This is a genomic window from Brevundimonas sp. NPDC007368 (genome assembly GCF_042869015.1).
Classification (GTDB): domain Bacteria; phylum Pseudomonadota; class Alphaproteobacteria; order Caulobacterales; family Caulobacteraceae; genus Brevundimonas.
In genome coordinates this window covers 87801-100980 of the sequence record NZ_JBIAFA010000005.1, presented here as the reverse complement: position 1 = coordinate 100980, position 13180 = coordinate 87801, and the positions used below count along the sequence as shown (strand labels likewise).

Below are 13180 nucleotides of genomic sequence, written 5' to 3'. Positions count from 1 at the left end.
CATCGTAAACCGTCGCTAACCTTGATGACCTGGGAGCGCCCGGACGTGGCGGTTGGTCGGGGGCTGGAACGCATGAAAAAGGGGGCGCGATCCGGATCGCACCCCCGTTAAGATGGAGTAGCCCGTGTGGGGGACGTCAGGTCTTGGCGCCGGCCCGGCCGCGGCCCAGCTCGCGGTTCAGCCACAGGGCCAGCAGGGTGCAGACCGCGCCCGACAGCAGATAGCCGCCGCCGGCCGCCAGGCCGAACTTGCCCGACAGGGCCAGTGCGGCCAGAGGGGCGAAGCCTGCGCCGAACAGCCAGGCGAGGTCCGAGGTCAGGGCCGAGGCGGTGTAGCGGTTGGCCAGGCTGAAGCTGGAGGCGATCGAACCGGAAGCCTGACCGAACGACAGGCCCAGCAAAACGAAGCCCAGGATCATGTAGGCCAGCTCGCCTAGGGGGCCGCCGTCCAGCATCTGCGGCGCGAAGCCCGAGAAGGCGGCGATCCCGGCTGCAGTGACGCCCAGCAGGGCGCGACGGCCGTAGCGATCCGCCAGCCAGCCCGAGGCCAGGATGGCGGCGAGGCCGAAGACGGCGCCGACCAGTTCGATCATCAGGAAGCGGCTGGGCGCCTCCTCGGTGTAGAGGAAGACCCAGGACAGCGGGAACACCGTCACCATGTGGAACATGGCGAAACTGGCCAGGGGGGCGAAGGCGCCGATGACGATGCCGCCGCCTTCTTCACGCACGGTCTTGCCGACCGGGGCGGGATGCAGCTCCAGAGTCTCGAAGGCGGCCTGGAAGGCAGGCGTCACCACGATGCGCAGGCGGGCGAACAGGGCCACGACGTTGATGGCGAAGGCCACGAAGAAGGGATAGCGCCAGCCCCAGTCGAGGAAGTCGGCGGCCGACAGCTTGCTGAGGAAGTAGGCGAACAGGGCGCTGGCCACGATCAGGCCGAAGGGCGCGCCCAGTTGCGGCACCATGGCGTACCAGCCACGACGGTTCTCGGGCGCGCTGACGGCCAGCAGCGAGGCCATGCCGTCCCAGGCGCCGCCCAGGGCCACGCCCTGACCGATGCGCAGCACGATCAGCATGACCGCCGCCCAGTGGCCCGCCTGGGCGTAGCTGGGCAGGAAGCCGAGGCAGACGGTGGACAGGCCCAGCAGGAAGAGGGCGATGGTCAGCTTCGTCCCGCGTCCGAAGCGCCGGTCGATCTCGATGAACAGGGCCGTGCCGAGGGGACGAGCCAGGAAGGCCACGGCGAAGACGGCGAAGGACAGCAGGGTCCCGCCCAGCGGCCCTGCATAGGGGAAGACCAGCTGCGGGAAGACCACGACCGAGGCGATCGCATAGACGAAGAAGTCGAAGAACTCCGACGTGCGACCGATGATCACGCCGATCGCGATTTCTCCGGCGTCGATTTTGCCGTGTCGCGCGTTGATCTGGCTGGCGTCCCGCTCAAGGGACTCTGAAGAAGGCGCGCCGCTGGTGGCGTTCATGACCGATGACGTTCCCTGGACCCGGGCGCGACACGCGCGCCGACATGGTAAGAATGACGAAAGCCGCCATTTGCTCCCGATCGGCGTCGGGGGGGATAGGACGGATTGTCCAATGTCGCCTCTTGGCGGCCGGGGGTAGGGGCGGCGCACAATGACCGTGCCAGAGCCTCATTTCCGGACAGGAGCCTTCGTGCGCCGCCTGCGACCCCTTCTGCTGTTGCCCTTGCTGGCCCTGCTGCCCGGCTGTGAAGCCGTGGTGCTGTCGCCCGCCGGGGATATCGCCGCCCAGCAGCGAGACCTGCTGCTGATGTCGGTCTTCCTGATGCTGATCATCATCATCCCGGTGATGGCGCTGACCATCTTCTTCGCCTGGAAGTACCGGGAATCGAACAAGGAAGCCCGCTACGAGCCGGACTGGGATCACTCGACCCATCTGGAACTGGTGATCTGGGCCGCGCCGCTGCTGATCATCATCTGCCTGGGGGCCATCACCTGGTCGGGCACCCACCTGCTGGACCCCTACCGCTCGCTGGACCGGGTCAACAAGGGCCAGGCCGTCGCCGAAGGGGTGGAGCCGCTTCAGGTCAACGTGGTCGCCATGGACTGGAAGTGGCTGTTCATCTACCCGGAGTACGGCATCGCCACGGTCAATGAACTGGCCGCGCCGGTCGACCGCCCGATCCGTTTCCACATCACTTCGACCGGGGTGATGAACTCCTTCTACATCCCAGCCCTGGCCGGTCAGATCTACGCCATGCCGGGCATGGAGACGAAGCTGCACGCCGTCATCAACCGTCCGGGCGAATACGTCGGCTTCTCGGCCAACTATTCCGGCGACGGCTTCTCCAATATGCGTTTCGCCTTCCACGGTCTGAACGACGCCGGCTTCGACCAGTGGGTCGCGGGCGTGCGCGCCGACAGCAAGAGCCTGGATCGCGAGACCTATCTGGAGCTGGAGAAGCCCAGCGAGAAGGTGCCCGTCATCCATTACGCCTCGGTCGACGAGGGCCTGTTCGACGCCGTGCTGAATATGTGCGTCGAGCCGGGCAAGATGTGCATGGGCGAGATGATGGCCATCGACAAGAAGGGCGGCCTGGGCCTGACCGCCGTCCACGCCACCTGGCCGCTGGCCTATGACAAGTACGCCCGTCGCGGCGAGGCCGTTCTGGGTTCGGGCGACTCCTACGTCATGGCCGTCTGCACCCCGCTGGAGGCCGAGAAGGCCGCCGTCGACGCCGCCCGCCGTCGCCAGCAACTGGCCGCCGAGATGACCCGTTCGACGCCGACCGCTCGCGTCATGGGGGCCGGCTTGGCGCGTCCGGGCCAGGCGACCGAACTGGCCCAGTCCGCCCCGTCCTTCGTCTCCGCCTTCACCGCGCCTGCCGCCGCCGACGCGCCCGCGTCGCAATCCTGAGCGCCTGACCCACATGTCTACTGATCAAATCGCATCCATGATCTTCGGAAGGCTGACCTGGGACGCCTTGCCGTTCCACGAGCCCATCCTGGTGGTCACCTTCGCCGTCGTCGTTCTCGGCGGCCTGGCGACCCTGGCCCTGATCACCCGCTACAAGCTGTGGGGCTACCTCTGGACCGAGTGGTTCACGACCGTGGACCACAAGAAGATCGGGATCATGTACATGATCCTTGGCCTCGTCATGTTCCTGCGCGGCTTCGCCGACGCGTTGATGATGCGCCTGCAGCAGGCCATGGCCTTCGGCGGCGCCGAGGGCTATCTGAACGCTCACCACTACGACCAGATCTTCACGGCTCATGGCGTGATCATGATCTTCTTCGTGGCCATGCCCATGATCACCGGCCTGATGAACTATCTGGTGCCGTTGCAGATCGGGGCGCGCGACGTCTCCTTCCCCTTCCTGAACAACTTCAGCTTCTGGATGACGACGGCCGGCGCGATCGTTGTGATGATGTCGCTGTTCGTCGGCGAATTCGCGCGCACGGGCTGGCTGGCCTATCCGCCGCTGTCCGGCATCGGCTACAGCCCCGGCGTCGGGGTCGACTATTACATCTGGGCCCTGCAGATCGCGGGGGTGGGCACCACCCTGTCCGGCATCAACCTGATCGCCACCATCGTGAAGATGCGCGCGCCGGGCATGGGCCTGATGAAGATGCCGGTCTTCACCTGGACCTCGCTGTGCGCCAACGTCCTGATCGTGGCTTCCTTCCCGGTGCTGACCGCCGTTCTGGCCCTGCTGTCGGCCGACCGCTACATCGGCACCAACTTCTTCACGAACGACTTCGGCGGCAACCCGATGATGTACGTGAACCTGATCTGGATCTGGGGTCACCCCGAGGTCTACATCCTGATCCTGCCGCTGTTCGGCGTCTTCTCGGAAGTCACCTCGACCTTCTCGGGCAAGAAGCTCTTCGGCTACACGTCGATGGTCTATGCAACGGTGGTCATCACCATCCTGTCCTACCTGGTGTGGCTGCACCACTTCTTCACCATGGGCTCGGGCGCATCCGTGAACTCCTTCTTCGGGATCACGACGATGATCATCTCGATCCCGACAGGGGCCAAGCTGTTCAACTGGCTGTTCACCATGTATCGCGGCCGAATTCGCTTCGAGCTCCCGATGATGTGGACGGTCGCCTTCATGCTGACCTTCGTGATCGGCGGCATGACGGGCGTCATGCTGGCGGTGCCGCCGGCTGACTTCGTCCTGCACAACTCGCTGTTCCTGATCGCCCACTTCCACAACGTCATCATCGGCGGGGTGCTGTTCGGCCTGTTCGCCGCCATCAACTACTGGTGGCCCAAGGCCTTCGGCTTCAAGCTGGACAAGAAGTGGGGCCTGGTCAGCTTCTGGTGCTGGGTCGTCGGCTTCTGGGTCGCCTTCATGCCGCTGTACGTCCTGGGCTTCATGGGCGTGACGCGCCGTATGCGGGTCTTCGACGATCCGGCCTATCAGATCTGGTTCGTCATCGCGGCGGTCGGCGTCGGCATCATCGCCGTCGGCATCCTGGCCATGCTGATCCAGTTCGCCGTCTCCATCATCAACCGCGACAAGCTGCGCGACGAGACGGGCGACCCGTGGCACGGCCGCACCCTGGAGTGGGCCACGTCCTCGCCGCCGCCGGACTACAACTTCGCCAAGACGCCGATCATCCATGACTCGGACGCCTGGTGGGACATGAAGGCGCGCGGTTACGAGCGTCCGGTCGAGGGCTTCAAGGCCATCCATATGCCGTCCAACACTGGCGCGGGCGTGATCCTGGCCGGCCTGTCGACGGTCGTGGGCGTCGCCCTGATCTGGTACATGTGGTGGCTGGCGGCGCTCGGCTTCTTCGCCCTGATCGCCTACGCCATCTTCCACACCTTCAACTACAAGCGCGACTACTACATCCCGGCCGAAACGGTGCAGGCGACCGAGGACGCGCGCTCCAAGACTCTGGCCAAGGCCCTGGCGGCCGCAACGTCGCAGGGATGATCCGATGAGCCACGCTTCTTCCCTGAACCCTGACTACGTCGACGAGGCCGGGCGGGCGATCTACCACCCGGTCGAGGAGCCGCATCACCCGGAAGGCCACAGCACCATGCTGGGCTTCTGGATGTATCTGATGAGCGACTGCCTCATCTTCGCGATGCTGTTCGCCGTCTATGCCGTGATCGGCGGCAACTATGCCGCCGGCCCGGCGCCCAAGGACCTGTTCGACCTGCCGCTGGTGGCGCTGAACACGTCCATGCTGCTGCTGTCGTCGATCACCTACGGCTTCGCCATGCTGGCCATGGTCAAGAACCGCACGGCCCAGATGCAGACCTGGCTGGCGATCACCGGCCTGTTCGGCCTCTGCTTCCTGGGGATCGAGCTCTATGAGTTCGCCCACATGATCCACCTGGGCGCCACGCCCCAGCGCAGCGGCTTCCTGTCGGCCTTCTTCTTCCTGGTCGGCACCCACGGCCTGCACGTCACCTTCGGCACGATCTGGCTGGTCACCCTGATGGTCCAGGTCTGGCAAAAGGGTCTGATCCCGGCCAACAAGCGCCGCCTGATGTGCCTCAGCCTGTTCTGGCACTTCCTGGACGTCATCTGGATCGGCGTCTTCACCTTCGTCTATCTGTTCGGGATGCTGCGATGAGCGCCGAGGCCCACAACGAACACGCTGTCGATCATCACGACGATCACCACCACGGCGACGATCACGACCATGGCTCGTTCAAGAGCTACATGATCGGCTTCCTGCTGTCGGTCGTGCTGACGGCGATTCCGTTCTGGCTGGTCATGACCGAGGCCCTGGCGCCCCAGACGACCGGTCTGGTCATCACGGCCTTCGCCGTGGTGCAGATCATCGTGCACATGATCTTCTTCCTGCACATGAACCATAAGTCCGAGGGCGGATGGAACATGCTGGCGCTGATCTTCACCATCGTCATCGTGGTGATCGCCGTCGCGGGCTCGGTCTGGGTGATGTACCATCTGAACGTCAACATGATGCCCACCCACGACATGCAGACCATGGGCTGAGCCCCAGCGGGCGAGGCAGGGAGAAGCGCCATAGAGCCGTCGTCGCGACCTGTCCGGCCGCCGCGCAGCATGACCGCCCTGATCCTGGGCGCGGTCGTGTTCGCGGTTCTGTTCGCGGGCTTCTCGGCGCTCGGCGTCTGGCAGGTGCAACGGCTGGCATGGAAGCAGGAACTGATCCGTCAGGTCGACGCCCGCATCCACGCCGCGCCCGTCGCTGCGCCGCCGCCGGGCCAGACCATCACGCGCCAGGCCGATCAGTATCGTCGGGTCGTCGTCAGCGGCCGCTTCGATCATCGGCGCGAGGCCCTGGTGAAGGCGGTCACGGACCTCGGTCCCGGCTATTGGGTCGTGACGCCGCTGACGACCGATCAAGGCTTCACCGTCATGATCAACCGCGGCTTTGTCTCGCCCGAGCGTCGGAAGCCTTCGGATCGCACCGCGGGTCAGATCGAGGGGCCGCAGACCGTTGTCGGCCTGCTGCGTCTCGGCGAGCCGGACGGTGGTTTCCTGCGCGCCAATGATCCGGCGGGCGACCGCTGGTTCTCGCGCGATGTTGCAGCCATCGCGAAAGCGAGAGGGCTTTCTGGGCCGGTCGCGTCCTACTTCATCGACGCCGACGCCACACCCAATCCCGGCGGCTGGCCGCGCGGCGGCCTGACCGTGGTGCGCTTCGCCAACAGCCATCTGATCTACGCCCTGACCTGGTTCGGGCTGGCGTTGATGTCGGCTGCAGGTTTCGTCTTCTTCCTGCGCGAGGAAAGGAAGCGCAGGCGATGAGCGCGATGCGGTTCGCGCGCAGCCTGCTGGGTCTGGACGACCGGGCCGAGGCGTCGGTGTCGCCGGGCGCGGCGGGGCGGCGCAACATGCTGTTGCTGATCCAGTTGCGCTGGCTGGCGGTGATAGGCCAGGTGGTGACGATCGCCGTCGTCCACTGGGGGCTGAAGATCCCGCTGCCGCTGGGGATGCTGTTGCTGGCGCCGGCCGGACTGGCGATGATGAACCTGGCCAGCGCCCCCGTCACCCTGCGTCGTCAGAGCGTGACCGATCCCGAACTGATGCTGGCGCTCTTCGTGGACGTGGCCGCCCTGACCTGGCTGCTGTTCTTCAGCGGCGGGACCAGCAATCCCTTTGCGGCCCTCTATCTGATGCAGATCGTGCTGGCGGCGGTGCTGCTGCGGCCGCCCTACGCTTGGGGCTTTGTTCTGGTCACCAGCGCCTGCCTGGCCTGGCTGGCGGTCTGGCACCATCCGTTGCCGCTGCCGCCCGACACCGACGCCCACATGGGGTTGATCCAAGCCGGCGCCCTGGTCAACTTTATCCTGATCGCCGTGCTGCTGGTCGCCTTTGTGACGCGCACGACGCAGAACGTGCGGGCGCGCGACGCCTACCTGGCCGACGCGCGGCAGCAGGCGGCGGAGCAGGATCACATCGTCCGCATGGGGCTGCTGGCCTCGGGCGCGGCGCATGAGCTGGGCACGCCCCTGGCCTCGCTGTCAGTCATCCTCAGCGACTGGAAACGGATGCCGGCTCTGGCCGCCGACTCCGACCTGACCTCCGACATCGCCGAGATGCAGGCGGAGGTCGAGCGCTGCAAGACTATCGTCACCGGCATCCTGATGTCGGCGGGCGAGGCGCGGGGCGAGGCGCCGACCATCACCACCCTGGGCGGCTTCCTGTCCGAGATCGTGGCGGACTGGCGTGAAAAGTCGAACGACGCCATGGGCGTGGTGCTGAAGGATCCAACGCCGCGCAATCCGCGCATCATCGCCGACCCCGCCCTGAAGCAGGTGTTCAGCGCCCTGCTGGATAACGCCCATGAAGCCGGGGCCGAGCGGATGGTCATCGCGGCGACGCTGGGCGATGAACTGCTTTCCGTCGAGTTCAACGACGACGGCCCCGGCTTCACGCCCGACATCCTCGAGCGTCTGGGCCAGCCCTATCAGTCGACCAAGGGACGGGCGGGGGCGGGGCTGGGGCTCTTTCTGCTGGTTAATGTGATGCGCAAGCTGGGCGGCGGCGTCGTCGCCGCCAATCGACGCGACGGGGGCGCCAGCGTGCGCCTGACCCTGCCTCTGGAGGCCCTGGCTCCCAAATGACCGAACCGAACGACGCCCCCCGCCAGTTGCTGATCGTCGAGGATGACGAGGCCTTCGCCAAGACCCTGCGCAAGTCGTTCGAACGACGGGGCTATGAGGTGGTTTCGGCGCGCAGCCATGAGCAGCTGGTCGAACTGCTGGCAGTTCATCATCCGCGCTACGCCGTGGTGGATCTGAAGCTGGGGGCGGCCTCGGGCCTGACCTGCGTTCAGACCCTGCACGCCTTTGATCCGGAGCTGGATATCGTGGTCCTGACCGGCTTCGCCAGCATCGCCACGGCGGTCGAGGCCATCAAGCTGGGCGCGCGTCACTATCTGGCCAAGCCCGCCGGCACGGACGAGATCGAGGCGGCCTTCGCCCGACAGGAAGGCGACCCCGACGCCGCCCTCAGCGCCCGTCCGACCTCGATCAAGACCCTGGAGTGGGAGCGCATCCACGAGGTTCTGGCCGAAACCAATTTCAACATCTCCGAGACCGCGCGGCGTCTGGGGATGCACCGCCGCACCCTGGCCCGGAAGCTGGAGAAGCGTCAGGTCACCTGACGCCGCTGGTCAGTGCGCGCCGCGTCCGAACAGGCGCAAGGCCTGGTGCAGCAGAACGGCCAGCGCCCCGCCGACGATCAGGCCCAATAGGGCCGACAGCAGGGCGGTGATCGTCCAGCTGATCGCGCCGGCCAGCGGCCCGAACACCGCCCCGACCGCATGAGCCAGACGCTCCACGGGTTCCGCAGGCCAGGCGAGGCCCAACGTGTGCGTGCCGTGCAGCAGGATGCCGCCGCCGACCCACAACATGGCCGCCGTGCCGATGACGGACAGTGACGAGAAGACGCCCGGCATGGCCTTGACCAGGCCGCGCCCGATAGCACGGCTGGTTTTCGAGGCGCGCTCGGCCATGTGCAGGCCGATGTCGTCTAGCTTCACCAGAAGGCCCACCGCGCCGTAGACGGCCACGGTCATGGCCAGGCCGACCACGATCAGAACCCCGGCCTGGGTGGCGAGCGGCGCGTCGGCGACATCGGCCAGGGCGATGGTCATGATCTCCGCCGACAGGATCAGGTCGGTCCGCACGGCGCCTGCGACCGTGGTCTTTTCAAGATGGGCGGGGTCGTCGCTGACCGGGGCTTCCTCGGCCTCGTGGCCGCCGAACATCTCCAGCACCTTCTCCGCCCCTTCGAAGCAGAGGTAGGCGCCGCCGCACATCAGCAGGGGCGTGATGGCCCAGGGCGCGAAGGCGGTCAGCAACAGCGCGACCGGCAGAATCAGCAGCAGCTTGTTACGGATCGAGCCCAAGGCGATCTGGCCGATGATCGGCAGTTCGCGGCTGGGCGACAGGCCAGTGACGTACTTCGGCGTGACTGCGGCGTCATCCACCACGACCCCGGCCGCCTTGCTCGCGGCCTTGCTTGATGCGGCGCCGACGTCGTCGATGGAGGCGGCGGCCAGCTTGGCGATGCTCGCTACATCGTCGATCAGGGCCATCAGTCCAGAGGGCATGGGCGCACCAGTAAGGCAGTAAGAAGGGCAGAGCCTGTTTCCTGCCTGCGACAATGAGTCTTGGGAAGAGGCTGCGCTTCGCCTTCAACAGGAACGCACCGAACGGCGCGACGATATCCCCCGAGAAGGGAGAGCTTGGTCTGGAGATATTTGAGAGAGACGATGGTGGGTGATCACAGGTTCGAACTGTGGACCCGCTGATTAAGAGTCAGCTGCTCTACCAACTGAGCTAATCACCCGTACCGTCGTCTGCGCCCTTGGTGTGGCGCCGGTTCTTCGCAGCGACCCGCTGGGTTGCCCGAAGGGCCGTCCTATTACTCAGGAAGCGGAGCGGGCGCAAGGGCTGATTGCGGGATTTTCTAAAGTTTGTTCCGCGCGCTAAGGTCGCGGCCGGAATCAGCCGCCGGCAGACGCGGCACGAGGAAATTACACACATGGCGTTCTGGAACCGTCGGCGATCGATCGATGCCATGCTGGTCCCGCATGAGGGGCCGGCGCTGAAAAAGACGCTGAGCTGGCCGCACCTGATGGCCCTGGGCGTCGGCGCCATCGTCGGCACCGGCATCCTGACCCTGATCGGGGTGGGCGCCGGGCTGGCCGGTCCTGCGGTGCTGATCAGCTTCGCCCTGGCCGGTCTGGTCTGCGCCTGCGCGGCTCTGGCCTATGCCGAGCTGTCGACCATCATGCCCGCCTCGGGCAGCGCCTATACCTATTCCTACGCCTCGCTGGGCGAGATCTTCGCCTGGGTCGTGGGGTGGAGCCTGATCCTGGAGTATTCGCTGGTCGTCTCGGCGGTGGCCGTGGGCTGGTCGGGGTACGCCATTCCCTTCCTGGCCGGCCTGGGCATCGACCTGCCGCTGGCCCTGACGGTCGGCCCGCACGTCGAGGGCGGTCTGATCAACCTGCCCGCCGTCTTCATCATCGCCGTGGTGACCGGCCTGCTGCTGATGGGCACCAAGGAAAGCGCCACGCTGAACGCCGTGCTGGTGCTGGTGAAGATCGCCGCCCTGGTGGCCTTTGTGGCCATCGCCCTGCCGCACTTCGACGCCGCCAACTTCACGCCCTTCATGCCGCACGGCTTCGGCGCGCCCTTCGTCCAGACGGGCGTCATGGCGGCGGCGGCCATCATCTTCTTCGCCTTCTACGGTTTCGACGCCATCGCCACGGCGGCCGAGGAGGCCAAGAAGCCCGAGCGCGATCTGGCCATCGGCATCATCGGCTCGATGGTGGTCTGCACGGTCCTCTATATCGTCGTCGCCGCCGCCGCGATCGGCGCCGCGCCGGTCGCCAGCTTCTCGGACAGCCCTGAGCCTCTGTCGCTGATCATGCGCGGCCTGGGCCAGGGCGTCGCCGCCCAGTGGATCGCCGCCGCCGCCGTCATCGCCCTGCCGACCGTGCTGCTGGCCTTCCTTTTCGGCCAGAGCCGCATCTTCCTGGGCATGGCCCGCGACGGCCTGCTGCCCAACCGCCTGGCCAAGATCTCCAATCGCGGCGTGCCGGTCGTGGTGACGGTCTTCACCGCCATCGTCGTCGCGATCCTGGCCGGCATCATGCGTCTGGATGAACTGGCCTCTCTGGCCAACGCCGGCACCCTGATGGCCTTCATGGCCGTGGGGATCAGCCTGATCGTGCTGCGCGTGCGCGAGCCGAACCGCGAGCGCAAGTTCAGGACCCCGCTTTGGTGGCTGGTCGGCGGCATCGCCATCGTCGGCTGCATCGTCTTCTTCTTCAGCCTGAAGGCCTCGACGCAGCTGTACTTCCTGCTGTGGAACCTGTTCGGCCTGGCCATCTACCTGCTGTGGTCGTCGAAGAACGCTCGTCTGGCCAAGAGCCCGGAAGCCTGATGGCCCGGCTTGATCTGACGGGGGCGGTGGATTTCACCGTCCTCGAGACCATGACAGGCGGAATGGACGATGTGACCGAAGAGGTGCTGGGCCTGTTCGTCCAGCAGGCGGCCCTGTGGTCGCCTCTGCTGGACGCGGCGTCCGAGGGCTGGCGCGATGCCGTCCACACCATTCGCGGGGCCAGCGCCGGCATCGGCGCGCGTGATCTGGCCGCGGTCTGTCATGAGGTGGAGCACGGCGAGCAGGCTCTGGCCGCGGCGGGGCTGGAGCGGGTCAGGACGGCGCTGGACGTGGCCCTTGGCGACATCGCCGCCTACCGCCACGAACTGATGCTGAGGGGCCTGAAGGGCTGACCCTTGGTCCTTCTCCCCTTGAGGGAGAAGGTGGCAGGCGTCAGCCTGACGGATGAGGGGCGCTTACGCGAGGTTTCCGGTCTGGAAGTCGCGTTGATCAACCTCATGTCATCGTCGCGCTGACACCCCTCATCCGGCCCTGACGGGCCACCTTCTCCCTCAAGGGGAGAAGGAAAGTTTAGCCTCGCGTGGCGTCGTACTTGGCGAACTCGTGGGCGATGCAGCGGTCGATCAGCAGACGCCACACCGGCTCGGCGATGTCGGCCGATAGGCCTGCGGGTTCGGCGGCGGCCAGGACCTTGGCCACCACGTCGTCGATGCGGGCCTGGTCGAAGACGGCGTCGCGGTTCGGCTTGATGCGGGCGGCGGCGTCCATGTAGCGCTGGCGCTCGGCCAGCAGGGTCACCAAGGCGCGGTCGAGCGCATCCACGCCCTGACGCACGTCGATCATGCTGGCGCAGTCTTCCGGGGCCTTGCGGTCGTCGATGGCGACGGTGCGGGGGGCGGTCATCAGATCAGCCGACAAAGGCGCGCTCCAGAACATAGTCGCCGGGTTCGGCGTTCGAGCCTTCTTTCAGGCCGTAGGATTCAAGCAGTTCGCCGGTCTCCTTGATCATGGCCATTGAGCCGCACAGCATGACGCGGTCGCTGTTGGGCGAGAAGCCGATGGGCAGTTGCAGGTCGGCGAAGACGTCGCCCGACTTGATGCGGTCGGTGATCCGGCCCGGCGTCTCGAAGCGCTCGCGGGTCACGGTCGGATAATAGGTCAGCTGGGCCTTGGCCTCGTCGCCGATCAGCGGATCGTCGTGGATCTCGTGGGTGAAGAAGTCTCGATAGGCCAGGTCGGCGACGTTGCGCACCGTGTGGCAGACGATGACCTGCTTGAAGCGGCTATAGGTCTCGGGATCGCGCGCCACCGACAGCCAGGGCGCCAGGCCCGTGCCCGTGCCGATCAGCCACAGACGCTCGCCGCCGGTCAGGGCGTCCAGCACCAGGGTGCCCGTCGGCTTCTTGCCCATCAGGACGCTGTCGCCCGGCTGGATCTTCTGCAGGCGCGAGGTGAGGGGCCCATCCTCGACCTTGATCGAGAAGAACTCCAGTTCCTCGGCCCAGAAGGGCGAGGCGATGGAATAGGCGCGCAGCACGGGCTTGCCGCCGTCTTCGCCGGGAAGGCCGATCATGACGAACTCGCCCGAGCGGAAGCGGAAGTCCTCTGGCCGTTTCACGCCGAAGCTGAACAGCTGGTCGTTCCAGTGGCGGACCCACAGGACCTCGAGGTCGTGGAAGGGGCTGGCCTTGACGGGGGGCGTAGCGAGGGAGGCGTCGGACATGGGGCCTAACTAGGCGGTCGCGGGCGAATGCGAAAGGCTCGCGGGCGTCGCAGCCGCGCAGATTTGCGGATGACGGCGGAAGATTCCGCCTCTAGCTTC

13 protein-coding genes and 1 tRNA gene are annotated in these 13180 nt (G+C 66.4%); 9 read left to right on the top strand and 5 right to left on the bottom strand.

Annotation, left to right across the window (positions count from 1 at the left end; all coding sequences use genetic code 11):
- Nucleotides 1–136: 136 nt before the first annotated feature.
- Nucleotides 137–1480 (bottom strand): MFS transporter, encoded by a 1344-nt coding sequence (locus ACFYLW_RS11840; RefSeq protein WP_292082045.1) that lies wholly within the window; start codon nucleotides 1478–1480, stop codon nucleotides 137–139.
- Nucleotides 1481–1670: 190 nt separating this feature from the next.
- Here ACFYLW_RS11840 and cyoA point away from each other — a divergent pair, with 190 nt between their 5' ends.
- The 7 genes from cyoA to ACFYLW_RS11805 all read left to right on the top strand — a co-directional run bounded on the left by cyoA (nucleotide 1671) and on the right by ACFYLW_RS11805 (nucleotide 8602).
- Nucleotides 1671–2894: a ubiquinol oxidase subunit II gene (gene cyoA / locus ACFYLW_RS11835; RefSeq protein ID WP_390183079.1), complete on the top strand. Its 1224-nt coding sequence runs from the start codon at nucleotides 1671–1673 to the stop codon at nucleotides 2892–2894.
- A 37-nt stretch (nucleotides 2895–2931) separates the two neighbouring features.
- Complete coding sequence (cyoB, locus tag ACFYLW_RS11830) at nucleotides 2932–4929, top strand: cytochrome o ubiquinol oxidase subunit I (RefSeq protein WP_313472305.1); 1998 nt, start codon at nucleotides 2932–2934, stop codon at nucleotides 4927–4929.
- 4 nt (nucleotides 4930–4933) lie between these two features.
- On the top strand, nucleotides 4934–5578 hold the full coding sequence (gene cyoC / locus ACFYLW_RS11825; RefSeq protein ID WP_390183078.1) for a cytochrome o ubiquinol oxidase subunit III: 645 nt from the start codon (nucleotides 4934–4936) through the stop codon (nucleotides 5576–5578).
- Complete coding sequence (cyoD, locus tag ACFYLW_RS11820; RefSeq protein ID WP_292082055.1) at nucleotides 5575–5964, top strand: cytochrome o ubiquinol oxidase subunit IV; 390 nt, start codon at nucleotides 5575–5577, stop codon at nucleotides 5962–5964. Before cyoC ends, cyoD begins: the two co-directional genes overlap by 4 nt.
- A gap of 69 nt (nucleotides 5965–6033) precedes the next feature.
- Nucleotides 6034–6741: an SURF1 family protein gene (locus ACFYLW_RS11815; RefSeq protein ID WP_390183076.1), complete on the top strand. Its 708-nt coding sequence runs from the start codon at nucleotides 6034–6036 to the stop codon at nucleotides 6739–6741.
- On the top strand, nucleotides 6738–8060 hold the full coding sequence (locus ACFYLW_RS11810; protein ID WP_390183075.1) for an ATP-binding protein: 1323 nt from the start codon (nucleotides 6738–6740) through the stop codon (nucleotides 8058–8060). Before ACFYLW_RS11815 ends, ACFYLW_RS11810 begins: the two co-directional genes overlap by 4 nt.
- Nucleotides 8057–8602, top strand: coding sequence for a response regulator transcription factor (locus ACFYLW_RS11805; RefSeq protein ID WP_292082061.1), 546 nt, complete (start codon nucleotides 8057–8059; stop codon nucleotides 8600–8602). Before ACFYLW_RS11810 ends, ACFYLW_RS11805 begins: the two co-directional genes overlap by 4 nt.
- Before the next feature lie 9 nt (nucleotides 8603–8611).
- Here the strand turns inward: ACFYLW_RS11805 and ACFYLW_RS11800 are convergent, their stop codons facing one another.
- Nucleotides 8612–9553, bottom strand: a complete 942-nt coding sequence (locus tag ACFYLW_RS11800; protein WP_390183073.1) for a DUF808 domain-containing protein — start codon at nucleotides 9551–9553, stop codon at nucleotides 8612–8614.
- Nucleotides 9554–9716: 163 nt separating this feature from the next.
- Nucleotides 9717–9792, bottom strand: a tRNA-Lys gene (locus ACFYLW_RS11795).
- Between the two features lie 195 nt (nucleotides 9793–9987).
- On the opposite strand from ACFYLW_RS11795, the gene ACFYLW_RS11790 reads away from it, so the two are divergent.
- The gene (locus ACFYLW_RS11790) at nucleotides 9988–11397 is read left to right on the top strand and encodes an amino acid permease (protein ID WP_390183072.1); all 1410 of its coding nucleotides are present in this window, start codon (nucleotides 9988–9990) and stop codon (nucleotides 11395–11397) included.
- Nucleotides 11397–11750 carry an Hpt domain-containing protein gene (locus ACFYLW_RS11785; protein WP_390183071.1) on the top strand — a complete coding sequence of 118 codons (354 nt, stop codon included), beginning with the start codon at nucleotides 11397–11399 and terminating at the stop codon, nucleotides 11748–11750. The genes ACFYLW_RS11790 and ACFYLW_RS11785 overlap by 1 nt, the downstream gene beginning before the upstream one ends.
- Before the next feature lie 178 nt (nucleotides 11751–11928).
- Here the strand turns inward: ACFYLW_RS11785 and ACFYLW_RS11780 are convergent, their stop codons facing one another.
- A complete protein-coding gene (locus tag ACFYLW_RS11780) occupies nucleotides 11929–12261 on the bottom strand; it encodes a chorismate mutase (RefSeq protein ID WP_390183070.1) in 333 nt (110 codons plus the stop codon).
- A gap of 4 nt (nucleotides 12262–12265) precedes the next feature.
- Nucleotides 12266–13081 (bottom strand): ferredoxin--NADP reductase, encoded by an 816-nt coding sequence (locus ACFYLW_RS11775; RefSeq protein ID WP_313102289.1) that lies wholly within the window; start codon nucleotides 13079–13081, stop codon nucleotides 12266–12268.
- Between the last annotated feature and the right edge of the window lie 99 nt (nucleotides 13082–13180).

Bases quoted from the DNA above. Each gene is read 5' to 3' on its own strand.
- cyoB (WP_313472305.1), top strand. From the start codon at position 2,932: ATGATCTTCGGAAGGCTGACCTGGGACGCCTTGCCGTTCCACGAGCCC.
- cyoD (WP_292082055.1), top strand. From the start codon at position 5,575: ATGAGCGCCGAGGCCCACAACGAACACGCTGTCGATCATCACGACGAT.
- ACFYLW_RS11805 (WP_292082061.1), top strand. From the start codon at position 8,057: ATGACCGAACCGAACGACGCCCCCCGCCAGTTGCTGATCGTCGAGGAT.
- ACFYLW_RS11790 (WP_390183072.1), top strand. From the start codon at position 9,988: ATGGCGTTCTGGAACCGTCGGCGATCGATCGATGCCATGCTGGTCCCG.
- ACFYLW_RS11780 (WP_390183070.1), bottom strand. From the start codon at position 12,261: ATGACCGCCCCCCGCACCGTCGCCATCGACGACCGCAAGGCCCCGGAA.
- ACFYLW_RS11840 (WP_292082045.1), bottom strand. From the start codon at position 1,480: ATGAACGCCACCAGCGGCGCGCCTTCTTCAGAGTCCCTTGAGCGGGAC.
- ACFYLW_RS11775 (WP_313102289.1), bottom strand. From the start codon at position 13,081: ATGTCCGACGCCTCCCTCGCTACGCCCCCCGTCAAGGCCAGCCCCTTC.
- ACFYLW_RS11815 (WP_390183076.1), top strand. From the start codon at position 6,034: ATGACCGCCCTGATCCTGGGCGCGGTCGTGTTCGCGGTTCTGTTCGCG.
- ACFYLW_RS11785 (WP_390183071.1), top strand. From the start codon at position 11,397: ATGGCCCGGCTTGATCTGACGGGGGCGGTGGATTTCACCGTCCTCGAG.
- ACFYLW_RS11800 (WP_390183073.1), bottom strand. From the start codon at position 9,553: ATGCCCTCTGGACTGATGGCCCTGATCGACGATGTAGCGAGCATCGCC.
- ACFYLW_RS11810 (WP_390183075.1), top strand. From the start codon at position 6,738: ATGAGCGCGATGCGGTTCGCGCGCAGCCTGCTGGGTCTGGACGACCGG.
- cyoC (WP_390183078.1), top strand. From the start codon at position 4,934: ATGAGCCACGCTTCTTCCCTGAACCCTGACTACGTCGACGAGGCCGGG.